The 24,159-nt window shown below is 53.6% G+C and carries 25 protein-coding genes; 16 read left to right on the top strand and 9 right to left on the bottom strand.

The window, feature by feature from the left end:
• Positions 1-155: 155 nt before the first annotated feature.
• From J1836_RS12800 to J1836_RS12790, 3 genes are all read left to right on the top strand, one after another.
• Positions 156-356 (top strand): hypothetical protein, encoded by a 201-nt coding sequence (locus J1836_RS12800; protein ID WP_207251447.1) that lies wholly within the window; start codon positions 156-158, stop codon positions 354-356.
• A gap of 5 nt (positions 357-361) precedes the next feature.
• Positions 362-2,143, top strand: a complete 1,782-nt coding sequence (locus tag J1836_RS12795) for a SulP family inorganic anion transporter (protein WP_207251446.1) — start codon at positions 362-364, stop codon at positions 2,141-2,143.
• 165 nt (positions 2,144-2,308) lie between these two features.
• The gene (locus J1836_RS12790; RefSeq protein ID WP_207251445.1) at positions 2,309-4,054 is read left to right on the top strand and encodes a SulP family inorganic anion transporter; all 1,746 of its coding nucleotides are present in this window, start codon (positions 2,309-2,311) and stop codon (positions 4,052-4,054) included.
• On the opposite strand, the gene recD is transcribed toward J1836_RS12790, so the two are convergent.
• The 3 genes from recD to J1836_RS21810 form a co-directional block, all read right to left on the bottom strand.
• Positions 4,051-5,595, bottom strand: coding sequence for an exodeoxyribonuclease V subunit alpha (gene recD, locus J1836_RS12785; protein ID WP_207251444.1), 1,545 nt, complete (start codon positions 5,593-5,595; stop codon positions 4,051-4,053). The genes J1836_RS12790 and recD overlap by 4 nt on opposite strands.
• Complete coding sequence (gene galU / locus J1836_RS12780) at positions 5,595-6,500, bottom strand: UTP--glucose-1-phosphate uridylyltransferase GalU (RefSeq protein WP_207251443.1); 906 nt, start codon at positions 6,498-6,500, stop codon at positions 5,595-5,597. Before galU ends, recD begins: the two co-directional genes overlap by 1 nt.
• 79 nt (positions 6,501-6,579) lie before the next feature.
• Entirely contained in the window at positions 6,580-6,705 is a 126-nt protein-coding gene (locus J1836_RS21810) for a hypothetical protein (protein ID WP_278189481.1), read from the bottom strand.
• 13 nt (positions 6,706-6,718) lie between these two features.
• On the opposite strand from J1836_RS21810, the gene J1836_RS12775 reads away from it, so the two are divergent.
• Genes J1836_RS12775 through J1836_RS12750 form a run of 6 tightly spaced genes read left to right on the top strand, consistent with a single transcriptional unit; the run spans position 6,719 to position 15,144 of the window.
• Positions 6,719-7,438 (top strand): GntR family transcriptional regulator, encoded by a 720-nt coding sequence (locus tag J1836_RS12775; protein WP_207251442.1) that lies wholly within the window; start codon positions 6,719-6,721, stop codon positions 7,436-7,438.
• Complete coding sequence (prpB, locus tag J1836_RS12770; protein WP_207251441.1) at positions 7,386-8,282, top strand: methylisocitrate lyase; 897 nt, start codon at positions 7,386-7,388, stop codon at positions 8,280-8,282. Before J1836_RS12775 ends, prpB begins: the two co-directional genes overlap by 53 nt.
• Before the next feature lie 11 nt (positions 8,283-8,293).
• Positions 8,294-9,442, top strand: coding sequence for a bifunctional 2-methylcitrate synthase/citrate synthase (gene prpC / locus J1836_RS12765; protein ID WP_207251440.1), 1,149 nt, complete (start codon positions 8,294-8,296; stop codon positions 9,440-9,442).
• Positions 9,443-9,450: 8 nt separating this feature from the next.
• Entirely contained in the window at positions 9,451-12,054 is a 2,604-nt protein-coding gene (gene acnD, locus J1836_RS12760) for a Fe/S-dependent 2-methylisocitrate dehydratase AcnD (RefSeq protein WP_207251439.1), read from the top strand.
• Positions 12,054-13,232: a 2-methylaconitate cis-trans isomerase PrpF gene (gene prpF / locus J1836_RS12755; protein ID WP_207251438.1), complete on the top strand. Its 1,179-nt coding sequence runs from the start codon at positions 12,054-12,056 to the stop codon at positions 13,230-13,232. The genes acnD and prpF overlap by 1 nt, the downstream gene beginning before the upstream one ends.
• Positions 13,233-13,254: 22 nt before the next feature.
• Complete coding sequence (locus tag J1836_RS12750) at positions 13,255-15,144, top strand: propionyl-CoA synthetase (protein WP_207251437.1); 1,890 nt, start codon at positions 13,255-13,257, stop codon at positions 15,142-15,144.
• A 21-nt stretch (positions 15,145-15,165) separates the two neighbouring features.
• Here the strand turns inward: J1836_RS12750 and J1836_RS21575 are convergent, their stop codons facing one another.
• Entirely contained in the window at positions 15,166-15,570 is a 405-nt protein-coding gene (locus tag J1836_RS21575; RefSeq protein WP_242632842.1) for a PDDEXK nuclease domain-containing protein, read from the bottom strand.
• Entirely contained in the window at positions 15,519-15,959 is a 441-nt protein-coding gene (locus J1836_RS21570; RefSeq protein ID WP_242632817.1) for a DUF1016 N-terminal domain-containing protein, read from the bottom strand. Before J1836_RS21570 ends, J1836_RS21575 begins: the two co-directional genes overlap by 52 nt.
• 3 nt (positions 15,960-15,962) lie before the next feature.
• Here J1836_RS21570 and J1836_RS12740 point away from each other — a divergent pair, with 3 nt between their 5' ends.
• Positions 15,963-16,142, top strand: a complete 180-nt coding sequence (locus J1836_RS12740; protein ID WP_207251436.1) for a hypothetical protein — start codon at positions 15,963-15,965, stop codon at positions 16,140-16,142.
• On the opposite strand, the gene J1836_RS12735 is transcribed toward J1836_RS12740, so the two are convergent.
• The 3 genes from J1836_RS12735 to rluD are packed head-to-tail and all read right to left on the bottom strand — an operon-like array spanning position 16,127 to position 18,778.
• A complete protein-coding gene (locus tag J1836_RS12735) occupies positions 16,127-17,092 on the bottom strand; it encodes an ABC transporter ATP-binding protein (RefSeq protein ID WP_207251435.1) in 966 nt (321 codons plus the stop codon). The genes J1836_RS12740 and J1836_RS12735 overlap by 16 nt on opposite strands.
• Positions 17,089-17,829: a peptidoglycan editing factor PgeF gene (gene pgeF, locus J1836_RS12730; protein WP_207251434.1), complete on the bottom strand. Its 741-nt coding sequence runs from the start codon at positions 17,827-17,829 to the stop codon at positions 17,089-17,091. Before pgeF ends, J1836_RS12735 begins: the two co-directional genes overlap by 4 nt.
• Positions 17,819-18,778, bottom strand: a complete 960-nt coding sequence (gene rluD, locus J1836_RS12725; protein ID WP_207251433.1) for a 23S rRNA pseudouridine(1911/1915/1917) synthase RluD — start codon at positions 18,776-18,778, stop codon at positions 17,819-17,821. Before rluD ends, pgeF begins: the two co-directional genes overlap by 11 nt.
• Before the next feature lie 63 nt (positions 18,779-18,841).
• Between rluD and J1836_RS12720 the strand changes: the two genes are divergently transcribed.
• The 6 genes from J1836_RS12720 to J1836_RS12695 all read left to right on the top strand — a co-directional run bounded on the left by J1836_RS12720 (position 18,842) and on the right by J1836_RS12695 (position 23,238).
• Positions 18,842-19,639, top strand: coding sequence for an outer membrane protein assembly factor BamD (locus tag J1836_RS12720; protein WP_207251432.1), 798 nt, complete (start codon positions 18,842-18,844; stop codon positions 19,637-19,639).
• Positions 19,640-19,746: 107 nt separating this feature from the next.
• The gene (locus tag J1836_RS12715) at positions 19,747-20,388 is read left to right on the top strand and encodes an outer membrane beta-barrel protein (RefSeq protein WP_207251431.1); all 642 of its coding nucleotides are present in this window, start codon (positions 19,747-19,749) and stop codon (positions 20,386-20,388) included.
• Between the two features lie 43 nt (positions 20,389-20,431).
• Positions 20,432-21,130, top strand: a complete 699-nt coding sequence (locus tag J1836_RS12710) for an outer membrane beta-barrel protein (RefSeq protein WP_207251430.1) — start codon at positions 20,432-20,434, stop codon at positions 21,128-21,130.
• A gap of 21 nt (positions 21,131-21,151) precedes the next feature.
• Positions 21,152-21,766: an outer membrane beta-barrel protein gene (locus J1836_RS12705; RefSeq protein ID WP_207251429.1), complete on the top strand. Its 615-nt coding sequence runs from the start codon at positions 21,152-21,154 to the stop codon at positions 21,764-21,766.
• A gap of 95 nt (positions 21,767-21,861) precedes the next feature.
• Complete coding sequence (gene rpe / locus J1836_RS12700; RefSeq protein WP_028487627.1) at positions 21,862-22,560, top strand: ribulose-phosphate 3-epimerase; 699 nt, start codon at positions 21,862-21,864, stop codon at positions 22,558-22,560.
• Positions 22,561-22,566: 6 nt separating this feature from the next.
• On the top strand, positions 22,567-23,238 hold the full coding sequence (locus J1836_RS12695; protein WP_207251428.1) for a phosphoglycolate phosphatase: 672 nt from the start codon (positions 22,567-22,569) through the stop codon (positions 23,236-23,238).
• On the opposite strand, the gene J1836_RS12690 is transcribed toward J1836_RS12695, so the two are convergent.
• A complete protein-coding gene (locus tag J1836_RS12690; RefSeq protein ID WP_207251427.1) occupies positions 23,235-24,149 on the bottom strand; it encodes a LysR family transcriptional regulator in 915 nt (304 codons plus the stop codon). The genes J1836_RS12695 and J1836_RS12690 overlap by 4 nt on opposite strands.
• Between the last annotated feature and the right edge of the window lie 10 nt (positions 24,150-24,159).

Here is a 24,159-nt window from a genome sequence, read left to right as displayed (position 1 = left end):
ATACCGTTTCAGACTGTAACAGCAGATACATTTACGTCACTGATAATATTTCATTTTTATTCTTAAATAACAGCTAGTTAACCATCAACAAAATACTGGCACGCTCCTTGCTATAGAACTAGCAAATACTGTTCTTAACCAAGGAAATCCTTCTCATGAACCATTTATCGGCTGCACTGAAAACCATCCTTAACGGGCTGGCGATGCAATACGAAGGCGAAATGCTGACGACGCAAGAGAAAAAAGCCAACCTGCAACGGGTACTCACCGAAATTGAACGCGAAAAACAAGCCGTGCAAGCCACTGCCAACACCGCCACTCCAACTTTCCCTAATATGGCCTTACACGCCAAGTGAGCATCATGAGCGTTCAAGCACTTCCTTCTTACTGGACATGGCTAATGCCATTCCTCAACTGGTTGCCTAAAATCAATGGACGTGACCTGCGGGCTGATTTCATTGCCGGTTTAACTGGGGCTGTCGTGGTGCTGCCGCAAGGCGTGGCCTTCGCCACCATCGCGGGGATGCCGCCGCAATACGGCTTATACGCTGGAATGATTCCCGCGATTATTGCGGCGCTGTTTGGTTCGTCACGGCATTTGGTGTCAGGGCCGACTACGGCGGCTTCGGTGGTGCTGTTTTCGGCATTATCTATTCATGCCGTACCCGGTAGCCCGGATTATGTCACGCTGGCCTTGACCCTGACGTTCATGGTGGGCTTGTTTGAATTGGTTCTGGGGCTGGCACGGATGGGGGCGTTGGTGAATTTCATTTCGCACGCTGTCGTGGTCGGCTTCACCGCTGGGGCCGCTATTTTGATTGCTGCCAAGCAATTGAAGTATTTTTTCGGGGTGGACATGGATAACGGTGGTAATTTGACCGAACTGTTATTCCGGTTTACCCAGCATCTCGACGGCATTAACGCTTATGCAGTCTTAATTGCTGTCGTCACCTTACTCAGTGGCATGGCGACTAAACGCTGGTTGAAACGAGTGCCTTACATGGTGGTGGCTATTCTGGTTGGTAGCTTGCTCAGTGTCGGCTTAAATGCGTGGTTGGGCATCGATATGACCCATATCGCAACGGTCGGTGCGTTGCCGGATTCTTTCCCGCCGCTGTCCGCGCCCGTGTTGACGCTGGAAAATATTAAAATGCTGGCGCCCGCTGCCTTGGCAGTCACGCTGTTTGCCTTGACCGAAGCGGTATCTATTGGGCGGGCAATGGCGGCACGCGGCGGCTATAGCATCAATGGCAATCAGGAATTTATTGGGCAAGGCTTATCCAATCTTGCCGGGTCGTTTTTTTCCGGTTATGTCTCGACCGGCTCGTTTAACCGCACGGGGGTGAATTACGAATCCGGCGCGAAAACCCCGATGGCGGCAGTATTTGCAGGATTATTGCTGATATTTGTGGTGGTGCTGGTTGCGCCTTACGCTGCGTATTTACCCAAAGCAGCCATGGCTGGCGTACTGTTTTTGGTGGCTTGGGGCTTGATCGACTGGCATGAAATCCGTGAGATTATCAGCTTCTCGACACGCGAAACGGTGGTATTAGCCGTCACGTTCTTTAGTGCGTTGTTCCTTGATCTGGAGTTTGCGATTTTCCTTGGCGTGATGCTGTCCTTGGTGTTGTATCTGGAGAAAGTGTCCAAACCGCGCATCCTGACCCGCACGCCCGACAAGAATTTGCCTAACCATGCGTTTTCCACTGACCCGGATTTACCCCAATGCCAGCAATTGCGCTTCGTGGGTATTGAAGGCTCGCTATTCTTCGGCTCGGTGAATCACATGGAAGAAAAGTTCGGCAAAATCCGTGCAGAACACCCACAGCAAAAGCACTTGGCGGTGATTTGCGAAGGCATCAACTTTGCCGATTTGCAGGGCAGCCACGCGCTGTACAAGGAAGCCAAACAACGGCAGGCAGACGGCGGCAATTTGTACCTGATCAATGTCAAGGAGGGTTTGTGGGATGCGTTAGAAGCCTGCGAATGTTTCGACAAGGAAGGTTCACGCAATGTGTTCCAGTCCAAGTCCGCCGCGATCCACGCCATTTACCAAAAGCTGGATAAGAGCCTGTGTGAAGGTTGTACCACTCACTTGTTCAAAGAATGTTCTGGTACGGTGGCGACTCACACTAAGCCATAGCTTTGATCTCAATTACTGTTTCAGTTTGCAACACCCAAGTTGCAGACTGAAACACGAGGCAGTATTTACCGCGACTTCACCCCATTAATGATTTCACGCAATTAATTAGTACTCACTAATGTTGTAACATTCTCGGCTTATTTCGGGTATGCACAGAGTGAGCGCATGAAACAATTTTTCTTCCCCTTTCTTACTTGGCTAGGTCTAGTCAATTTTAATACGTTCAAAGCCGATTTCTTTGCGGGACTTACTGGCGCAGTCGTGGTGTTACCACAAGGCGTGGCGTTTGCGGCGATTGCAGGCTTGCCGCCGGAATACGGTTTGTACACGGCAATGGTCACGCCGATTATTGCGGGCTTGTTTGGCTCGTCGCTGCATTTGGTATCCGGCCCTACCACTGCGATTTCCTTGGTAGTATTTTCCACCATCAGCCGTTATGCCGAGCCGGGGTCGGAGCAATTTATTCAAATGGTGCTAACGCTGACCTTCCTCGCAGGGGTTTATCAGTTGGTATTCGGCTTAATGCGCTTGGGCATGTTGGTTAACTTTGTATCGCATACTGTGGTGATCGGCTTTACGGCTGGGGCAGCGATTCTGATTGCCACCAGCCAAATCAAATACGTGACCGGTATCCCCATTCCCAAAGGCGAATCGTTTCTGCATACATGGGTGGATGTGGGTGTCGGTATCGGTGCAATCAACCTGTACATTCTGGCAATTGCCGGTTTCACCATGCTGTCAGCGTTACTGCTAAAACGCTTCCTGCCCAAAATGCCGCATTTGTTATTTGGCATGGTCATGGGTAGCCTTGCCAGTATCGCCATCGGCGGTGCAGCGCACGGTCTCACTTACGTGGGTGAAATCAAAGGGCAATTGCCGCCACTGTCCATGCCCGATTTGTCCTTATCCTCGTTGAAACAACTCGCGTCCGGGGCGTTCGCGGTCGCCTTGCTGGGGCTGATTGAAGCGGTGTCGATTGCCCGCTCGATTGCCACCAAATCGCAGCAACGTCTGGATGGCAATCAGGAATTCGTCGGGCAAGGGTTGTCGAATATTGCAGGCAGTTTCTTATCCAGCTACGCCGGTTCTGGCTCGTTTACCCGTTCGGGGATTAACTATTCTGCCGGGGCAAGAACCCCGTTGTCGGCGGTATTTGCGGCGATTTTGCTGGCAATCATCGTGTTGCTGGTTGCACCCTTAGCGGCATATTTACCCGTCGCAGCAATGGGCGGCATCATTATGTTGGTAGCCTACAACCTGATCGACTTTCACCATATCAAGCACATTTTGCACAGCAGCAAAACCGAAACCTCGATCCTTGCTACCACGTTTTTCGCCACACTGTTCATGGAGCTGGAATTTGCCATTTACATGGGCGTATTGCTGTCGTTGATCATTTTCCTGATGCGCACGTCGATGCCAAACATTGTGGATTTAGCCCCAAACCCTGCCGAGCCGCGCCACAAATTTGCCGAAGTCAGCGAATACGGGCTGAAAGAATGTCCGCAATTGAAATTAGTGCGGGTGGATATGTCGATCTACTTCGGTTCACTCGACAAAGTGCAGCGCGAACTGGCTTGCATTGCCGAACGCCAGCATATCAAGCATGTACTCATTGTGGGTGACAGCATCAATTTCATTGATCTTGCCGGGGCAGAAATGCTGCTTCAGGAAGCCAAACGCCTGAAATCTCTTGGTGGCGGCTTGTATTTGCAAGGCGCAAAAAACAAGGTCTACGATTTTATGGACAGGATTGATTTTGTGGAAGAATTTGGTCAGGGCAATGTATTTTCCAGCAAAGAAGCCGCACTCAAATCGCTGACCAAGCGGCTGGATCACAGCATTTGCGCGACCTGCGACAAACGCATTTTCCATGAATGTGCCAAATTACCGGGCGCGAAAACGGCCTAAGCCAGCAAGCGTTCCTGTAATTGTGACGACGGTGGCGTTACCGTGTGTAACGCCTTCGCTAACATAGCGCGGCTGGCGAGGATGTGAATACCTTGCTTTGCCCGTGTCACTGCCGTATACAGCAATTCGCGCCCTAGCAACGGTAAGTCTTCTGCTTCCGGCAAAATCAGCAACACCCGCGTAAATTCCGAGCCTTGGCTTTTATGGATGGTCATTGCCCACGCCGTTTCATGCGCAGGCAAGCGGATTGGCGCAACCGCACGGTATTCCCCCGCCGCCCCCGCCGGAAACCACACCCGCAATTCCCCCGCCTCATTCGGCAACACAATCCCAATATCGCCATTGAATAAATTCTGACGGTAATCGTTTTGCGTCACCATCACCGGTCTGCCGACGTACCACGGACGTTGCGCCCCCTCATGCAGCGGCAGCAAGCGTTGCATCATCCCATCCACCCACGCATTCAACGACTCCACACCCTGCCGCCCTTGCCGTAACGGCGTGAGGATGCGTAAGGCGTTAAACGCGGTAAAAATAGCGTCCATCTCACCCGTCTTGACCGCTGCCACATACGCTTGCCACCCCGCACGCACCCATTCCGCATCCAACCCCGTCGGTGATTCATCCAAGATCACATCGGGAAAAGCAGGCGACGCCAACACCTCCAGCAAACGTATTTCATCATCCGCACGAATCGCTTGAGCAAGCTGTCCAATGCCATCGGTGTCGGTAAAACGGTAGCTGGTTTGCAGCAACAACATCTGCTTTGCCAAGGCATTACCACTGCATAAATCGCGGAAAATCGACCCCGTTTCCACCGATGCCAATTGATCTTTATCACCCAGCAAAATCAGCTTGGCGCGAGGCGGCACGGCTTCAAACAAATGCGTCATCATGGAAATGTCGATCATCGACGCTTCATCGACAATCACCACATCGGCAGGCAAAGGATTGTGGGCGTGATGGCGAAACCCGACACGGTTAGGCATAAAACCCAGCAAGCGGTGCAAGGTGCTGGCTTGCTCCGGCATTGGGCAAGTGATGTTCTCGCGTTGGCGCGTATCACGAATGGATTCCTGCATCCGCATTGCCGCTTTGCCCGTGGGGGCTGCCAGCAAAATACGCTGCGGAGCAATACCACCCGCGATAAAGTCAGCCAGCATCCCCGTGACTTGGGTGGTTTTGCCCGTACCAGGGCCACCGGAAATAATCAGCAAGGTATCGTCATGCATACGAGTTTGGATACACGTTGCCAGCCGCTGTTCATACGACCAATAGCGGTATAGCCATGCGTGAGTATCGCTGAGGATCAACGGCTTGTAATCCCCCTCGCGCCCCACCACAGCAGAGGCGATTAATACCTCCACATCCACCGCTGGCGCAGCCGCTAACGGCACAGCAATCACGCCTTCGCGGGTACGCGCACTCACATGCCGTACCAATGCCGTCAAACCACGCGGACTTGCGCCCCCCTCCAGCCGTTTCAGCAAGCGGGCAAGCTGCTCATCGAGCGGATGGAGAGGAAGCGCAATCTCTGGCATTACAGCGTTTTCACGTACTCTTTCAGGAACGCATTGAAGCGGTCACCGATTTCACCGTGACGCGATGCGTATTCAATGTTCGCCATCATGTAACCCATTTTCGAGCCGCAGTCGTGGCTTTTGCCGGTAATATGGAACGCGTTGACTTGGTATTCACGCATGAGCAAACCGATGGTATCCGTGAGCTGGATTTCATCGCCTGCACCCAGTGGCGTGCGCTTCAGCCAACCCCATGTATGCGGCGCTAAGACGTAACGCCCGACCACGGCAAGGTTAGACGGCGCTTCATTGATTGGCGGCTTTTCCACAATCGCGGTCATGGAAATGGATTCACCAGCAGCCAAGGTTTGCCCATTAATATCCACCACGCCATAAGATGACACTTTATTCATCGGCACGGGTTCAACCATGATCTGGCTGTAGCCGGTTTCATCGTACAATTCCAACATTGCCGCCAGATTATCTGTTTTCAGGTCGCTGGCGGCATCATCAATGATCACATCCGGCAGCACCACGGCGAATGGCTCATTCCCCACAATCGGGTAAGCGCACATAATCGCATGACCCAAACCTTTCGCTTGTCCTTGGCGAACGTGCATAATGGTCACGTCACGCGGGCAAATCGAACGCACATCATCCAACAACTGGCGCTTAACGCGCTTTTCCAGCATGGTTTCCAGCTCGAAACTGGTATCGAAATGGTTTTCGATGGAGTTTTTACTGGAATGCGTGACCAGCACGATTTCTTTGATGCCCGCCGCCACGCATTCATTCACGACGTATTGGATCAAGGGTTTGTCAACAATCGGCAGCATTTCTTTCGGGATAGCTTTGGTGGCGGGCAACATGCGCGTACCCAAACCAGCAACCGGAATGACAGCCTTGCGGACTTTATGTTTATTCATGAACAAGGTTTCCTTTGAAATCTATCAGTAAGACGACCAGCGCCATTTTATCACTGTTCTGAGGGTGTTATGTCAAAACTTACCGCTTGACGGTCATTTGATCACCAGCAGCAACGCTCCCCGCTGTTTTGTCTACAATAGCAAATAAAAACTTCACTTTTTCCCCTGTAATGTTATTATTTGGAAAAAGATTGTCAACAATCATTGAGAATAGCACCATGTTAGCACTACACACCCCGGAAGGGACACTGGCGGATGTGGCGTCAACCAAATTGACACAAGCCATTATCACGGGTGAACTCATCCAAGGACAAAAACTGAACGAATCCGATTTGGCGGAACGCTACGGCATTGGGCGCGGCCCCTTGCGCGAAGCCTTACGCCAACTTGAAGGAATGCGCTTGGTAAAACGCATTCCACACGCGGGCGCACGCGTTGTTACGCTCGACCGCGACATGATGGCGGACTTGTACGCGGTACGTGAAGCACTCGAAGGTATGGCGTGCCGCACCGCTGCGTTACGCATGACGGATGCAGAAATTGACACACTGCGGCTATTGCTCGAAAAACACGCCGAGCAAATTGAAGCTACCGATGGACAAATTTATGTCCAGAGCGAAGGCGATTTCGACTTTCATTACCAGATCGCACTGGGCAGCCGTAACCAGATGTTGATCGACCTGCTAGCAGGCGAGTTATACCAATTGTTGCGCATGTGCCGTTACCGCACGAGCCGACTTTCCGCTCGGACTCGCCCTGCTTTGCAACAGCACCGCCACATCGTCGATGCGCTAACAGCGCGGGACGGTGAATTGGCGGAAATCCTCATGCGTCGCCATATCAGCGGGGCATGGAAAAGTATCAGTGAAATGATGGATGAGGAAAATGACAGCAAACCAAAACTTATCACCCGGTCAAAAGCTGCGTCAGGCAGTTAAAGACAACGCTCCCCTGCAAGTCGTCGGGGCCGTCACTGCCAACAGTGCCATCATTGCGGAAAAGGTTGGGCACAAAGCCCTGTACCTGTCAGGCGGTGGTGTAGCAGCTTCCTCATTGGGCATTCCCGACCTTGGCATTACCACCCTGCACGACGTGCTCGAAGATGCCAAACGCATTACGGCGGTCACTTCTACGCCGCTGTTAGTCGACATTGATACGGGCTGGGGCGGCACATTCAACATTGCCCGCGCTACCCGCGAAATGATCCAAGCGGGTGTGGCTGGTTTCCACATCGAAGACCAAGTGATGCAAAAGCGTTGCGGTCATCGCCCCAATAAAGCGATTGTTAGCCTCTCCGAAATGGTGGATCGCGTGAAATCTGCCGTGGATGCACGTACCGATGACAGCTTCGTCATCATGGCACGTACCGACGCACTCGCGGTGGAAGGGATGCAATCCGCCATCGACCGCGCCATGGCGTGTGTGGAAGCGGGTGCCGACATGATCTTCCCGGAAGCCATGAACAAACTGGAACAGTACGCAGAATTCACCAGTGTGATTAAAGTACCGGTATTGGCCAACATCACCGAATTCGGCGCTACCCCGCTGTACACCACGGCTGAACTGTCAGCGGTTGGCGTGCAATTGGTGCTGTATCCACTGAGCGCCTTCCGCGCCATGTGCAAAGCGGCTGAAAACGTTTACACCCACCTGTTGAATGAAGGCACGCAAAAGAACGTCATCGACACCATGCAAACCCGTATGGAACTGTACGACACCATCGGCTACCACGCTTTCGAGCAGAAACTGGATCAATTGTTCGCCGAGAAAGGCGCAGAGTAAGAGGAGTACCCATGTCAGAACAAACATTACCTAAGCCTAAAAAATCCGTTGCCCTCTCCGGCACGGCTGCTGGCAATACCGCCATTTGTACCGTTGGGCGCACAGGTAACGACCTGCATTACCGTGGTTATGACATCCTCGATTTTGCGGAAAAAGCTGAGTTTGAAGAAATTGCTCACCTGATCGTGCACGGCAAATTGCCGAATGCGTCTGAGCTGAAAGCGTACAAAACCAAGCTGAAAGCTTTACGCGGCTTACCGATGCCCGTCAAACAGGCTCTCGAAGCGCTGCCACCGTCCACGCATCCGATGGATGTGATGCGTACTGGCTGTTCCGTGCTCGGTGCATGTATGCCTGAAAAAGAGCATCACCCCGCCGCTGATGCCCGCAACATCATCGACCGCATGATTGCCAGCTTCGGTTCCATGCTGCTGTACTGGTATCACTACGCCATCAATGGCAAAGTCATCGAAGTGGAAACGGACGACGAAACTGTAGGCGGACATTTCCTGCACCTGTTGCACGGCGAAAAGCCCAGCGAATCATGGGTACGTGCGATGCACACCTCGCTGATCCTGTACGCAGAGCACGAATTCAACGCATCTACTTTCACTGCACGCGTGATTGCTGGCACGAACTCTGACATGCATTCCTGCATTACGGGTGCTATCGGTGCATTGCGTGGCCCCAAACACGGCGGCGCAAACGAAGAAGCGCAACGTATTCAGACCCGTTACAACAGTGCTGACGAAGCCGAAGCTGACATCCGCGAGCGCGTTGCCAAGAAAGAAATCGTCATCGGTTTCGGGCATCCGGTGTATACCATTGCTGATCCGCGCAACGTGGTCATCAAGCGCGTTGCCAAGCAGCTTGCCGAAGAAAACGGCGACATGAAGATGTACGACATCGCTGATCGTCTGGAAAGCACCATGTGGGAACTGAAGAAGATGTTCCCGAATCTGGACTGGTTCTCAGCAGTGTCCTACGGACAAATGGGCGTACCGACCGATATGTTCACACCGATTTTCGTCATCTCCCGCGTGACTGGCTGGGGTGCGCACGTCATCGAACAGCGTGAAGACGGCAAGATCATTCGCCCTAGTGCGAATTACGTGGGTCCAGAAAACCTGCAATTTATGCCATTGGCAGAGCGTGGGTAAGGAATATTATGAATACTGAATACCGTAAACCGTTACCCGGCACTGCGCTGGACTACTTCGATACTCGTGCGGCAATCGAAGCCATCCAACCGGGCAGCTACGACACCCTACCCTACACCTCACGTGTATTGGCAGAACAACTGGTACGCCGTTGCGAACCAGCGATGCTGACTGATTCCCTGAAGCAGCTCATCGAAGGCAAGCAGGATCTGGACTTCCCGTGGTATCCCGCCCGCGTGGTGTGCCACGACATCCTCGGTCAAACCGCACTGGTTGACTTGGCTGGCCTACGTGACGCGATTGCTGACCAAGGCGGCGACCCTGCGAAAGTTAATCCGGTCGTACCAACCCAGCTAATCGTTGACCACTCACTGGCAGTCGAATGCGGTGGCTTTGACCCCGATGCCTTCGCCAAAAACCGCGCCATTGAAGACCGTCGTAACGAAGACCGTTTCCACTTCATCGAGTGGACGAAGACTGCGTTCAAAAACGTCGACGTGATTCCAGCCGGTAACGGCATCATGCACCAAATCAACTTGGAGAAAATGTCTCCGGTGATTCAGGCGCGTGAAGGCGTAGCGTTCCCGGATACCTGCGTCGGCACTGACTCGCACACCCCACACGTTGACGCACTCGGCGTTATCGCGATTGGAGTGGGTGGTCTGGAAGCGGAAACCGTCATGTTGGGTCTGCCTTCCATGATGCGTCTGCCGGACATTATCGGTGTGAAACTGACGGGCAAACGCCAACCGGGCATCACTGCTACTGACATCGTGCTGGCCATCACTGAATTCCTGCGCAAAGAACGGGTGGTTTCTGCCTGGCTGGAATTCTTCGGCGAAGGTGCGAAAAACCTCACCATCGGCGACCGTGCGACCATCTCCAACATGACCCCGGAATTCGGTGCATCTGCGGGCATGTTCTACATCGACGAACAAACCATCGACTACCTGAAACTGACTGGTCGTGAACCTGAGCAAGTGGCGCTGGTAGAAAACTACGCCAAAACCACCGGCTTGTGGGCGGATGCACTGGTTAACGCCAAATACCCGCGTGTACTGGAATTCGACCTGTCGACCGTGGTGCGCAATATGGCAGGCCCTTCCAACCCACACCGTCGTTTGCCAACGTCTGACTTGGCAGAACGCGGTATTGCGGTTGATCTGGATAAAGCCCTTGCCGAAGAAGCTGAAGGCAAAATGCCAGACGGCGCAGTCATCATCGCTGCAATCACCTCTTGCACCAACACCTCCAACCCACGCAACGTGGTTGCCGCTGCCTTGCTGGCACGCAATGCCAACAAGCTGGGTCTGGTACGCAAACCGTGGGTCAAATCCTCGTTTGCACCGGGTTCTAAAGTTGCTGAGCTGTACCTGAAAGAAGCGGGTTTGCTGACGGAACTGGAACAACTGGGTTTCGGTATCGTCGGCTTTGCTTGCACCACCTGTAACGGTATGTCAGGCGCACTCGACCCGGTTATCCAGCAAGAAATCATCGACCGCGACCTGTACGCGACCGCTGTATTGTCTGGCAACCGTAACTTTGACGGGCGTATCCACCCGTATGCCAAACAAGCGTTCCTCGCCTCGCCTCCATTGGTGGTGGCTTACGCAATTGCTGGCACAATCCGTTTCGACATCGAAAAAGATGTGCTGGGCACGGACAAAGATGGCAACCCCATCACGTTGAAAGACATCTGGCCTGCTGACGAAGAAATCGATGCAATCGTTGCCGCCTCCGTTAAGCCGGAACAGTTCAAGCAAATCTACATCCCCATGTTTGACCTCGGCGTGATCGAACAGGCGAAAAGCCCGCTGTACGACTGGCGGCCTATGTCCACCTACATCCGCCGCCCGCCTTACTGGGAAGGTGCATTAGCAGGTGAGCGCACGCTGAAAGGGATGCTGCCGTTAGCGGTGTTGCCCGACAACATCACCACTGACCACTTGTCGCCTTCCAACGCGATCATGATGAACAGTGCAGCGGGTGAATACCTGCACAAAATGGGCTTGCCGGAAGAAGACTTCAACTCTTACGCCACCCACCGTGGTGACCATTTGACGGCGCAACGTGCCACCTTCGCCAACCCCAAGCTGATCAATGAAATGGCGGTGGTGGATGGCAACGTGAAGCAAGGTTCTTTAGCACGTGTCGAGCCAGAAGGCCAAGTCATGCGTATGTGGGAAGCCATCGAAACCTACATGGAACGCAAGCAACCGCTGATCATTGTGGCGGGCGCGGATTACGGTCAAGGCTCCAGCCGTGACTGGGCAGCTAAGGGCGTGCGTCTGGCAGGTGTCGAAGCCATCGTTGCGGAAGGTTTCGAGCGCATCCACCGTACCAACCTCGTTGGAATGGGCGTGCTGCCACTGGAGTTTAAAGCGGGCGAAACGCGCAAGACTTACGCCATCGACGGCACCGAAAGCTATGACGTGGAAGGCGAACTCGCGCCGCGTGCTGAGCTGACCGTGGTGATGCATCGCAGAAACGGTGAAACTGTGCGTATTCCGGTGACTTGCCGTCTGGATACTGCGGCGGAAGTGCGCGTCTACAACGCAGGCGGTGTATTGCAACGTTTCGCGCAGGACTTCCTCGAAGGAGCAGCAGCGTAATGTCCCATGTCCCCCAAATCAAAATCCCCGCTACGTATATGCGTGGCGGCACATCCAAGGGTGTGTTTTTCAAACTGACCGACTTGCCAGAAGTGGCGCAAGTCCCCGGTGCAGCGCGTGACGCAATCCTGTTGCGCGTGATCGGCAGCCCCGACCCTTACGGCAAACAAACCGACGGCATGGGTGGCGCGACTTCCAGCACCAGCAAGACCGTGATTCTGGCGAAAAGCGAGCAACCCGACCACGATGTCGATTACCTGTTTGGGCAGGTTGCCATCGACAAAGCGTTCGTGGATTGGAGCGGCAACTGCGGCAATTTAACCGCTGCGGTCGGCTCTTTCGCCATCAATAACGGCTTGGTGGATGCCGAACGCTTACCGCAAAACGGCATTGCCGTGGTGCGTATCTGGCAGAAAAACATCCAGAAAACCATCATCGCCAACGTGCCGATGACCAACGGCGAAGTGCAGGAAACTGGCGATTTCGAGCTGGATGGCGTGACCTTCCCGGCGGCAGAAGTGCAGGTGGAATTCATCAGCCCGGTGGATGCTACCGACGCAATGTTCCCCACTGGCAATCTGGTGGACGAGCTGGAAGTACCGGGTGTTGGCACATTCCAAGCCACCATGATCAATGCGGGTATCCCCACCGTATTCCTGAATGCGGCAGACATTGGTTACACCGGCTGCGAATTGCAGGAAGCTATCAATGGCGATGCAAAAGCACTGGCGATGTTTGAAACCATCCGTGCTTACGGTGCGGTAAAAATGGGGCTGATTGCGGACGTTGCAGAAGCGGCAGGTCGTCAACACACGCCTAAAGTCGCGTTTGTTGGCAAACCCCACGCCTACGTGTCATCCAGCGGCAAACAGATTAATACCACTGACATCGACCTGAATGTACGCGCCTTGTCGATGGGCAAATTGCACCACGCGATGATGGGTACGGCGGCGGTGGCGATTGGCACGGCGGCTGCGATTCCCGGCACCTTGGTTAATCTCGCCGCTGGCGGTGGTGATCGTAGTGTTGTGACCTTCGGACACCCTTCCGGTACCTTGAAAGTGGGTGCGGCTGCTAGCGCAACCAACGGCGATTGGAAAGTGGAAAAAGTGGTGATGAGCCGCAGTGCGCGGGTGTTGATGGAAGGCTGGGTACGCATTCCGGGCGACAGTTTTTAATAGTTAGGAGGAGGAGTTTACAATGAGTTACCAAGCAGAATACGACCGCTCGATGAACGATCCAGAAGGTTTCTGGAAAGAGAAAGCTGACAATCTGAAGTGGTTCAAAGCCCCCGAGAAAATCCTGTCGCAAGACGAACACGGCATTTACCACTGGTTTGCCGATGGTGAAATGAACACCGCGTACATGGCGCTGGATTACCATGTTGAAAATGGGCGTGGCGATCAAGTCGCGATCATTTACGACTCGCCAGTTACCGACACCAAGAAAACCTACACCTATACCGAATTGCGCGATGAAGTCGCTAAAGCGGCGGGTATGTTGGCGGGTTTGGGCGTGGAAAAAGGCGACCGCGTTATCATTTACATGCCAATGATCCCCGAAGCAGTGATCAGCATGTTGGCAACTGCGCGTTTGGGTGCTATCCATTCCGTGGTATTTGGTGGGTTTGCCGCCCCTGAATTGGCACAGCGGATCGAAGACGCGCAACCGAAAGTGATGATTTCTGCCTCTTGCGGGATCGAAATCAAGCGCGTGATTGAGTACAAACCGTTGCTCGACAAAGCGATTGATTTGTCAGCACACAAGCCGCAAAGCTGCATTATTTTCCAACGTCCGCAAGCCATTTCACCCTTGATTGAAGGGCGTGACTACGATTGGGATGCGTTGATGGCAACGGCTACTCCGGCGGATTGCGTTCCGGTAAAAGGCACTGACCCGCTGTACATCCTTTACACGTCTGGCACAACTGGCAAGCCTAAGGGCGTGGTGCGTGAGAATGGCGGTCATGCTGTCGCGCTGAATTACAGTATGCAGGCGATTTACAATATGAACCCCGGCGATGTGTTCTGGGCTGCGTCTGACGTGGGCTGGGTAGTCGGTCACTCGTATATCGTGTACGCGCCGCTGCTGCGCGGTTGCACCACGATTGTGTACGAAGGCAAGCCGGTTATGACACCGGATGCGGGTGCATTCTGGCGTATTACTGAAGAGTACGGCGTGAAAGGCTTGTTCTCAGCACCAACCGCGTTCCGTGCCATCAAGAAAGATGACCCGAATGCTGATCTGATCAACAACTACGACATCAGCAGCTTGCTGACCATCTTCTCGGCGGGCGAACGCCTTGACCCACCGACTCAAGAGTGGATGATGGAAAAAACCGGCAAGCCAGTGATCGACCATTGGTGGCAAACCGAAACGGGTTGGGGCATTACTGCCAACCTGCAAGGGGTTGAGCCAATGCCCGTCAAGCTGGGTTCTTCCACCATGCCGACCCCCGGTTTCAACGTGCAGATTTTGGACGAAAACGGGCAAGTGTTGGGCAGAAATGAACAAGGCTTCATTGCGCTGAAATTGCCATTGCCACCAAGCTGTTTGGCAACGATTTGGGGCGATGTCGAGAAGTTCAAATCCAGCTATCTGCAAACCTTTGATGGTTATTATGCTAGCGGCGACGGCGGCTACATCGACGAAGACGGCTATGTATTCGTCATGGGTCGCGTGGATGACGTGATGAACGTGGCGGGGCATCGTTTGTCTACTGGCGAGATGGAAGAAGTCGTGGGCGGGCATCCGTCTGTTGCTGAGTGCGCGGTGATTGCACGCGATGATGACCTGAAAGGACAAGTGCCAATGGGTCTGGTCGTGCTGAAAACGGGTGCGGACATCGACGAGGAAACCTTGTCGAAGGAACTGACGCAGATGATCCGCAGCAGCATTGGCGCGATTGCTTGCTACAAAGAAACGCACATCGTTAAGCGTTTGCCGAAAACCCGTTCGGGTAAGACTTTGCGGAAGAGCTTGCGGCAGATGGTGAATGGGCAGCCGTATGTGGTGCCTTCCACCATTGATGACGTGACGATTATGCCGGAGATTGAGGCGTTGTTGCGTGAAAAAGGCGTGATCGCCTGATAACTTAAAAAGCCGCCTCTGTCATTTCAGAGGTGGCTTTGGCAAAGCCAACTTATCCAATTCACGGCGTAACTCTTGCTGCAACTGTTCTTCCGTGGGCAGATGCAATTGATAGCGGCTAGCGAAGATTTGCTGGTTGTGATCCCCCAATACATAGCGCACCACGGCATCATTTTTCTCACTGCACAGAATCAAACCAATTGTGGGGTTATCATCCGCATTGGCAATGTCATGGTCGTAATAATTCACGTAGAGCTGCATCTGCCCTAGGTCTGCGTGATTTAACTTGCCCAGCTTCAGGTCAATGACAACATAGCATTTCAGTTTGACGTGGTAAAACACCATATCGGGGTAGAAATGGTCGCCATCCAGCGTTAGGCGTACTTGCCGCCCGACAAAAGCAAAACCACTGCCCAGTTCCAGCAAGAAATCCTGCAATTGCGACAATAGGGCTTGCTCCAGTTGGCTTTCCTGCCATTGCGGGGCTTCAGGCAAGATTGGTCACGCAGTGCGTGACTTTTTTCGAGTAAGTCGGGATAGGTTAGAAAAAACAGCCGCATGTATTTCAGGGAAGACTCTGAAAATCCGCTGCCGTATTCGTCCGTTAGTTGTTGGGAGAGGGATTTCAACAGGGCTTTGCCATAGGTTGCCCGCTGTTCGCCACCTTGTTCGGCTTCGACAATCTGTTTGCCGATTAGCCAGTTGGCACACACATGAGCCGAGTTGACGGAACGGATGGCTTGTTGGCGTGATGCTTCCCAGATGTCACGGATACGCGCCATTAAGTCGGTGTCGAGGGTTGCTTCCGGTTGCATGGAATGATTTTTTTTGTCCATTTTAAGTATCCATCGTGTTACTGGTTACTGGAAGAGTATACACGGCTCATCGACTTTTACTCCGGCAGCCCCGATGCACTGTTTGCGGGTAAGGATAACGTGATTGACAGCTTGTTTGATACATTGGAGAATACCACCCCCAAAATTCAGAAAGCGGCGTAATGGCAGGCAACCTGTCTGTCACCGATCTCCCGCAACGCTGGCACTTTCTCCCGACACACCGCCGCTACCTGCGGACAGCGCGTATGAAACACGCACCCCGACGGCGGATTCAGCGGCGAAGGCAACTCCCCCGCCCCCACCGTAATCTTCGCCAACCGCGCCCGCTCCTGCAACGGATCAGCCAACGGAATCGCCGCCAACAACATGCGCGTATACGGATGCAGCGGCTTTGCATACAAACGTGCCGTATCCGCCACCTCCATAATCCGCCCCAAATACAGCACCAGCACACGCTGGCTCAAGGCTTTCACCACGCTCAAATCATGCGAAATGAACAACAGCGTCAGGTGGCGTTCACGCTGCAAATCCGCCAGCAATTTCACAATTTGCCCCTGAATCGACACATCCAACGCACTCACTGGCTCGTCGCACAAGATTAATTGCGGCTCCACGCTCAACGCTCGTGCAATCCCGATACGTTGGCATTGCCCACCGGAAAACTCGTGCGGGTAACGATTGTGCATCCCACTCTCCAAGCCCACGGCCTGCAACAATTCAGTCGCACGCTGGCGAATCGCCGCTTTACCCAATTCTGGGCGTAATGCCAATAGCGGTTCTTGCACAATATCGCCCACCGTCATGCGCGGATTCAGCGCATCCAGCGGGTCTTGGAAAATACATTGCACCGCACGGCGATAGGCTTTCATGCTGGATTTGTCGTGCGGATTCAGCGTTTGTCCTTGCCATTCGACCGTGCCTTGCGTCGGTGTCACTAATTGCAAAATCGTGCGGGCAAGCGTGGATTTGCCACAACCCGATTCACCGACAATCCCCAAGGTTTCACCAGCAGGCACTTCAAAAGAAACGTCGGTGAGTGCCTGTAAGGTCTGCCCGGTTTTGAGACGAAAACGCACGCTGAGATTGCGTACTGCCAGTAGCGGCACGCTCATTCCGCTATCCAAATCAGCGAAGCCATGCGCCCGGTTTGCCCGTCACGACGATAGGAGAAAAAGCGCTCCGCATCCGTATACGTGCAAAGATCGCCACCGTAAATAGCGTGAACACCGACCGCATTCAAACGTTGCCGCGCCAGCAGGTAGATGTCTGCCAACCACTTGCCCGCATTGCCAGAAGGTTGAAAAGCGCTGGCGGCAGCGGGGTCATGTTGCATGAAAGCCTCGCGGACTTCCTCGCCCACTTCAAACGCAGTCGCGCCAATCGCAGGCCCCAGCCACGCCAGCACATCGGCGGGCGGACATTGCAGGGATTCGACCGTGCGCTCCAACACCCCTGCTTCCAACCCACGCCATCCGGCATGAGCAGCCGCTACTCGCGTCCCCGCTTTATCGCAAAACAGCACGGGCAAGCAATCGGCGGTCATGATGACGCACACTTGCCCCTTGCCGAACGCGCTGGAGGCATCGCCGGTTGGGTAACACGTTCCCACATCCATCCCGCACACATCGACACCGTGAACTTGCTTGAGCCACAACGGTTCGGAAGGCAGTTGCAGGGTATCGCCGACAATCATGCGATTGCGAGCAACGGCATAAGGGTTATCGCCGACATGATCGCCGAGGTTGAGGCTATCAAACGGTGCTGTGCTCACTCCGCCGTGGCGGGTGGTGCAAACGGCACGAATGTTGGCGGGGGCAGGCCATGCGGGGATAAGCCAATTAGGATTCACGCGGGGCTGCCTCGCGGAATAATGCCAACAACGCCCCCATATCTTCCGGCACTGGCGCTTCCCACGCCATCGCCTCACCCGTTGCTGGATGCGTCAACCCCAGCTTCGTCGCGTGCAACGCCTGACGCGGGAACGTCTGAATCGCTGTGCGCAATTCCTCCCTCACTCCCGCAGGCACACGCGGACGACCGCCATAGGTTTGATCGCCCACAATCGGCATGTGCTTCCAGCTCAGGTGCACACGAATCTGATGAGTACGCCCCGTTTCCAGCGACACGCGCAACAGCGTGTGGTGCGGGAAACGCTCTTCCACTCGGTAATGCGTAATCGCCTCTTTGCCGCCATCGTGCACCGCTTGGCGCTTGCGGTCGATGTGATGCCGCCCGATATTGCCTTCAATCGTTGTTCCCGCCACCACGGGTGCGGCAACCAACGCGAGGTATTCGCGGCTGACATCGCGTTCCTGCAACTGTTCGACCAGTTTGCTGTGCGCGTCCAAGGTTTTGGCGACGACCATTAAGCCGGTAGTGTCTTTGTCGAGGCGATGCACGATTCCCGCACGCGGCAACATTTCCAACGAACGGTCATGGTGCAACAAACCGTTGACCAGTGTGCCTGACCAATTGCCCGCACCGGGGTGGACGACCAGCCCAGCGGGTTTGTTGATAATGATAATGTCATCATCTTCGTAGACGATATTGAGCGGAATATCTTCCGGTTCAAATTCGGTTTGCGGCTCATGCACCGTATTTAGGGTTAATTCCTCACCGCCGATTAAGCGTTCCTTGGGTTTGAGGATTTTATCATCCACTAACACGCACCCTGCCTTGATCCATTTCTGAATCTGGCTGCGGGAATATTGCGGGTACAGGTTGGCAACAGCCTGATCTAGGCGCTGACCTTCCATATTGAGTGGGACTCTGCTGACGATCTGTTGGTTTAGAGACATTCTTAATCCGGTTGAATACGCTATACTTGCAAACTCATTCTATCATCATGTGTTGTTAAGCAAATGTCGATAAGTACAAAAAGACTCAAAGCCAGTGTGTATCTGGCGGGCGTACTGGCAGTTTCTGCTAGTGTCAGCGGCTGTTCGATCTTTTCCCAGACGGAAAAAGACCTGACAGAGGGCTGGTCAGCCAATAAAATTTACACAACGGCGCGGGAAGCGATGACGGCAGGCGACTACGAACGCGCCATTAGCTTGTACGAATCCCTTGAGGCACGTTACCCACTGGGGAATTTTGCCCAGCAAGCGCAATTGGAAACGGCGTATGCGTACTACAAGTACGACGAACCCGATTCTGCGCTGGATGCGATTGACCGCTTTTTGCGCATGAACCCAACCAGTGCGGATGCGGATTATGCACTCTATCTGCGTGGATTGGTAAACTTTAACCGTGGTCATAGCATCGTGGATAAAGTCTTCCCGCGTAGCATTGCGGATTTGGACACAGTGCGTCAAAAAGAGTCTTTCCAAGACTTTTCGCACTTGTTGACGCGCCATCCGAACAGCAAATACGCGCCCGATGCGAAAGAACGCATCCAACACTTGCGCAACAGTTTGGCACAATCTGAGCTAAACGTAGCACAATATTACATGATGCGGGGCGCATGGCTGGCAGCCTTTAACCGTGCCGAATACGCCGTTAAGCATTACCAAGGCTCACCTGCGATTGTGGATGCGCTGGAAGTCAAGATTAAAGCGGCACATAATCTTGGCAAATCAGACCTTGCGGCAGATAATTTGCGCGTGCTGGAATTGAACTTCCCTGAGCGTGCTGCTGCCCTCAAAGCGCAATTGCGTTAATTCCCGCCTCCCGATTATCGGTTAATACTGGCAGGTTGCCTGCCAGTCATTTACAGTCATGTTAAAAGCTATCCCACCACAATAATAATATATCGGGGCTACACATCATGACGATTTCTAAGGTCAGTTATAAGGCGCGTTATCTTGCCGGATACACTTTACTGGTGTTGACCGGCAATGTCTTCGTGGAAGCCTCCGCCAATTCTGCCTTTGCCAAAAGCGCACCCATGGCAGCCATTAATGGTGGGCAAAACAATGCCAAAGCACCCAATTATTTAGGCGCAAGTATCGGCTCAACCACGACCGACGGCTTTTGCAATGGCTTGGCAGCGTGTGAAAGCACCGACAAAAGCTGGAAAGCCTTTGCTGGGGTACGCATGAACGACAATATTGTGTTGGAAAGTGGCTACGTCGATTTCGGCACACAATCCGGCATGGCAAACGGCGTTACCATCAGCCAGCAAGCCAGCGCCTTTACCGCCACCGCACTCGCCGGTGTTCCCGTCAATGACCAAATCGAAGCGTTTGGCAAAGCAGGCATCGCCCGTTGGAGTGTCGAAAACACCGCCACGGCGACGACGGAAACCACTGGCACAGATGTGCTGATTGGCGCAGGTGCTGATTACGACTTTGGCAATAATATGGGCGTGCGGGCAGAATGGGAACGCTATAAAGACGTAGGCAGCGATGCCACTCACAACAACGATATTGATTTGCTGAGTTTAGGGTTTATTTTCTCATCGTTATAACAACACCCCGCTTAGCGGGGGGATATTCTAGAAAAGGGCTTGTATGAAAATCATTATTTCCTGCTCATTAGCAGGCTTGGCGCTATTGGCGAACACGGTATTTGCAGGCGGCATGGAAGGCTATGGCATTCCTTCCAATATCTCCGTCTATGGTGGCGCGAGTGCGGGCATGGCAACGAATGAAGGCGCGTGCCTTGCGGATGTCACTTCGACGGATTGTGAAGATAGCCCAACGGGTAGCAAATATTTTGCAGGGGTACGCGCCACACCCAATAACCAAGGCTTTTTAGCGACACCTACTGGCGTTATTCCTGCCTCATCGTTACCCACAATCGGCGTGGAATTCGGTCACATGGATCTGGGTGAAAACACCGCTAAAGGGCACGTCGGTCGCGCTGCACCCGGTGGCTTTGACAGTAAGTTACGCAGCGAATTATCGGCTAATTACCTGTCAGGGGTCGCTTACGTACCCGTTGCACCGCGTACCGAATTGCTCGGCAAAGTCGGCGCAGCCTACTGGAAACAGAATGGCAGCAAAACCGTCACGGAAGATGCTGACTTCAACACCTCATCCAGCAACAGCGGCGTGAGTGTCTTATTGGGCGGTGGTGCACAAGTTAACGTCACGCCTAACCTCGCAGTACGCGGTGAATACGAACGCATTTTAGGCACGGCGGCGGATACCGCTTACGAATCGGATGCAGATTTACTCAGCGTCGGCGCAGTTTTTTCCACCTACTAATACGACGACTAGGCGGCAGACATGAAGAGCAAACTGACGTTATGCCTGTTATGGGGCTTAATCGGCACGGCGCAAGCCGATAATGCAATGGTGGGCGGGGATTTCAGCTACGGTCCGAAATTGTATGTTGGTGGCAGTGCAGGCAGTTCCAAGCAAGGCGATACCTGCAATGACCCGTTTTTCAGCGGCGAATGCAACAATGAAGACTTGGCGTGGAAAGCCTTCGGTGGCGCACGCTTCAACCCAATGATGGGGGTGGAGCTGGGTTACTACGCCCTCGGCGACAGCAGCATGAAGGGCACGACGGGCGGTAGCGTCGCTAAACTCGACAGCAGCACAACGGGCAGCGCGGTGATGGGCGTGGGCTATGTCCCCTTGTCTTCGCAAGTCGAAGCCTTCGGCAAAGCGGGCGCAATCGCTTGGGAGAATAAGACCAGCAAAACCTCCGGCACGCGCACCGAAACGGCAACCGCCAGCGGTACGAGCGCTTTGGTCGGCGGCGGTGCACAGTTCAAACTCAACAGCAATTTGCATGTGCGCGGCGAATGGGAACACGTTTTTAACATCGGCGCGGACTCCGCTTACGAAACCGATGCGGACTTGTATTCCCTCGGTTTGGGCTATTCCACCCTGTAAACCTATCTCCCTCGGCAGGGCTGTATTGCTACAGCCTTTCCGGTAAAGTGGGCGCACTTTTGTGTTTTGTGCACCACGTTTTGAGGAGAATGTTTATGGCACGTCAAACTGATTTCATCGCACCGTCTATCCTATCCGCTGACTTTGCCCGTTTGGGTGAGGAAGTGGTTAACGTCCTGACCTCTGGCGCGGACATCGTGCATTTCGATGTCATGGATAACCATTATGTGCCTAACCTGACTATTGGCCCCTTGGTGTGTGAAGCCCTGCGCAAGCACGGCGTGACTGCACCGATTGATGTACATTTGATGGTTAAACCCGTCGACCGCATTATCCCTGACTTTGCCGCAGCAGGCGCGTCTTACATCACCTTCCACCCCGAAGCCTCTGAACACGTTGACCGTACCCTGCAACTGATCCGCAACGAAGGTTGTAAGGCTGGCTTGGTATTCAACCCTGCTACCCCACTGAATATTCTGGAATATTTGATGGACAAGGTAGACATGATCCTGCTGATGTCGGTCAACCCCGGCTTTGGCGGTCAGAGCTTCATCCCGTCTACGCTGACCAAATTGCGCCAAGTGCGTAAGATGATCGACGATTCCGGTCTGGATATTCGTTTGGAAGTGGATGGCGGTGTTAAAGCCAACAATATCCGTGAAATCAAAGAAGCGGGTGCGGATGCATTCGTGGCTGGTTCAGCGATTTTCAACGTCGCCAACAAGGCTGACCCGAACCATTACAACAGCATTATTGCGGAGTTCCGTAAGGAATTGGCAGCGGCAAAGGTTTAAATACGTATGTTCAATCCCAAAATGGTATTGATCGACGTGGACGGGACGCTGGTTGACAGTGTTCCCGATCTAGCGTTTTGTGTCGATGCAATGATGAAGCAACTGGCTATGCCAGTACGCGGCGAAGCAATCGTGCGCCAGTGGGTTGGCAATGGCGTGCAACGTTTGGTCGAACGCGCCTTGACCAATGATTTGGATGGCTACCCCGATGCCGAACTGTTTGCGCGTGCCATGCCAATTTTCATGGAGCTGTATGCGGAAAACACCTCGAAACGCAGCCGTTTATACGCTGGTGTGCTGGAAGGGCTGGATTTTCTACAAAGCTGCACAGGTTTGAAAATCGGCTGCGTGACTAATAAAGCCGCGCAATTTACCCTCCCCTTGCTCACGGATTTAGGCATTGTTGACCGTTTTGAGATCATCATTAGTGGTGATACCTTGGCGGAAAAGAAGCCACATCCCCTGCCTTTACTCCATGCAGCAGAGGCGTTGGGGGTGAAGCCGGAAGATGCGGTGATGATCGGCGATTCCAAGTCCGATGTGAAAGCCGCACGCGCGGCGGGGTTTACAATCATTTGCATGACGTATGGTTACAACCACGGTGAAGATATTCGCCACTATGCGCCAGATGCGGTCATTGATTCGATGGTAGAGCTGCGTAACCTCATTGCCCATTAATCACCGCTGTTCTTCACGAAACGCGGCGCTTCCGCCATTACAAAGCGCTTAAACTCCCGCGCAATCGGCGACAAGCGTTTGCCTTTGCGCATCACCACGTGCCAATGGCGATGAATCGGGAAATTTTCCACCTGTAAAACCACCAACCGCCCGCTATCCAGTTCCGGCTGGATAGTGTGCATCGACACAATCCCCAGACCCAAACCCGCTTCTACCGCATGTTTGATGGTTTCATTGCTGCGCATTTCCAGCGAATTTTTACAACTGGCATTGTGTTTATGCAGATGCCGCTCAATCGCGCTGCGCGTCCCCGACCCTTTTTCGCGCACAATAAACCGTTCCGCCAACACATCACTTAGCAACAGCGGGCGACCAATGCTTACCAGCGGATGCGTCGGCGCGGCAATCACCACCAACGGATTTGCCATCAAACGCTCGGATTGCAAACCATGTCCTTTGGGCGGTTCTCCCATGATCACCATATCCGGCTCGTGGTTTTCCAACTGATCCAGCAAGGTGTGGCGGTTGGTCACATCCAGCGTAATATTGATGCCCTCGTGCAAGCGCGAAAACTCTGCCAGCAACTGTGTGACGAAATAATTAGCCGTGGTGGCGACCGACACAATCAAGTGTCCACCCTTCGTGCCTTTAAGTTCCTTCATCGCGCCGAGCATGTCGCCGTGCGCCTGTAATACGCGGCTGGCGTAGTGCAACATTTCCTTGCCTATCGGGGTCAGGCACATTTTTTTGCCTTGGCGTTCAAACAATGCCAGCCCGCTATCGTCTTCCAACTGCTTGATTTGCATGGAAACCGCAGGTTGGGTCATGAACAGCTTTTCCGCCGCACGGGTGTAGCTTTCGTATTGTGCTACCGCTTCAAAAATGCGGATTTGGCTTAATGAGTACGGCATCTGTCCCTCC

It is taken from the genome of Thiothrix fructosivorans, from assembly GCF_017349355.1.
In the GTDB taxonomy this organism is placed as follows: Bacteria; Pseudomonadota; Gammaproteobacteria; order Thiotrichales; family Thiotrichaceae; genus Thiothrix; species Thiothrix fructosivorans.
This window is presented reverse-complemented; position numbering and strand designations above follow the sequence as displayed.

Excerpts from the sequence above, each read along its gene's own strand:
- J1836_RS12800 (WP_207251447.1), top strand. The coding sequence starts at position 156 with ATGAACCATTTATCGGCTGCACTGAAAACCATCCTTAACGGGCTGGCG.
- J1836_RS12795 (WP_207251446.1), top strand. The coding sequence starts at position 362 with ATGAGCGTTCAAGCACTTCCTTCTTACTGGACATGGCTAATGCCATTC.
- J1836_RS12790 (WP_207251445.1), top strand. The coding sequence starts at position 2,309 with ATGAAACAATTTTTCTTCCCCTTTCTTACTTGGCTAGGTCTAGTCAAT.
- recD (WP_207251444.1), bottom strand. The coding sequence starts at position 5,595 with ATGCCAGAGATTGCGCTTCCTCTCCATCCGCTCGATGAGCAGCTTGCC.
- galU (WP_207251443.1), bottom strand. The coding sequence starts at position 6,500 with ATGAATAAACATAAAGTCCGCAAGGCTGTCATTCCGGTTGCTGGTTTG.
- J1836_RS21810 (WP_278189481.1), bottom strand. The coding sequence starts at position 6,705 with ATGATTGTTGACAATCTTTTTCCAAATAATAACATTACAGGGGAAAAA.
- J1836_RS12775 (WP_207251442.1), top strand. The coding sequence starts at position 6,719 with ATGTTAGCACTACACACCCCGGAAGGGACACTGGCGGATGTGGCGTCA.
- prpB (WP_207251441.1), top strand. The coding sequence starts at position 7,386 with ATGACAGCAAACCAAAACTTATCACCCGGTCAAAAGCTGCGTCAGGCA.
- prpC (WP_207251440.1), top strand. The coding sequence starts at position 8,294 with ATGTCAGAACAAACATTACCTAAGCCTAAAAAATCCGTTGCCCTCTCC.
- acnD (WP_207251439.1), top strand. The coding sequence starts at position 9,451 with ATGAATACTGAATACCGTAAACCGTTACCCGGCACTGCGCTGGACTAC.
- prpF (WP_207251438.1), top strand. The coding sequence starts at position 12,054 with ATGTCCCATGTCCCCCAAATCAAAATCCCCGCTACGTATATGCGTGGC.
- J1836_RS12750 (WP_207251437.1), top strand. The coding sequence starts at position 13,255 with ATGAGTTACCAAGCAGAATACGACCGCTCGATGAACGATCCAGAAGGT.
- J1836_RS21570 (WP_242632817.1), bottom strand. The coding sequence starts at position 15,959 with ATGCAACCGGAAGCAACCCTCGACACCGACTTAATGGCGCGTATCCGT.
- J1836_RS12740 (WP_207251436.1), top strand. The coding sequence starts at position 15,963 with ATGATTTTTTTTGTCCATTTTAAGTATCCATCGTGTTACTGGTTACTG.
- J1836_RS12735 (WP_207251435.1), bottom strand. The coding sequence starts at position 17,092 with ATGAGCGTGCCGCTACTGGCAGTACGCAATCTCAGCGTGCGTTTTCGT.
- rluD (WP_207251433.1), bottom strand. The coding sequence starts at position 18,778 with ATGTCTCTAAACCAACAGATCGTCAGCAGAGTCCCACTCAATATGGAA.
- J1836_RS12720 (WP_207251432.1), top strand. The coding sequence starts at position 18,842 with ATGTCGATAAGTACAAAAAGACTCAAAGCCAGTGTGTATCTGGCGGGC.
- J1836_RS12715 (WP_207251431.1), top strand. The coding sequence starts at position 19,747 with ATGACGATTTCTAAGGTCAGTTATAAGGCGCGTTATCTTGCCGGATAC.
- J1836_RS12710 (WP_207251430.1), top strand. The coding sequence starts at position 20,432 with ATGAAAATCATTATTTCCTGCTCATTAGCAGGCTTGGCGCTATTGGCG.
- J1836_RS12705 (WP_207251429.1), top strand. The coding sequence starts at position 21,152 with ATGAAGAGCAAACTGACGTTATGCCTGTTATGGGGCTTAATCGGCACG.
- rpe (WP_028487627.1), top strand. The coding sequence starts at position 21,862 with ATGGCACGTCAAACTGATTTCATCGCACCGTCTATCCTATCCGCTGAC.
- J1836_RS12695 (WP_207251428.1), top strand. The coding sequence starts at position 22,567 with ATGTTCAATCCCAAAATGGTATTGATCGACGTGGACGGGACGCTGGTT.
- J1836_RS12690 (WP_207251427.1), bottom strand. The coding sequence starts at position 24,149 with ATGCCGTACTCATTAAGCCAAATCCGCATTTTTGAAGCGGTAGCACAA.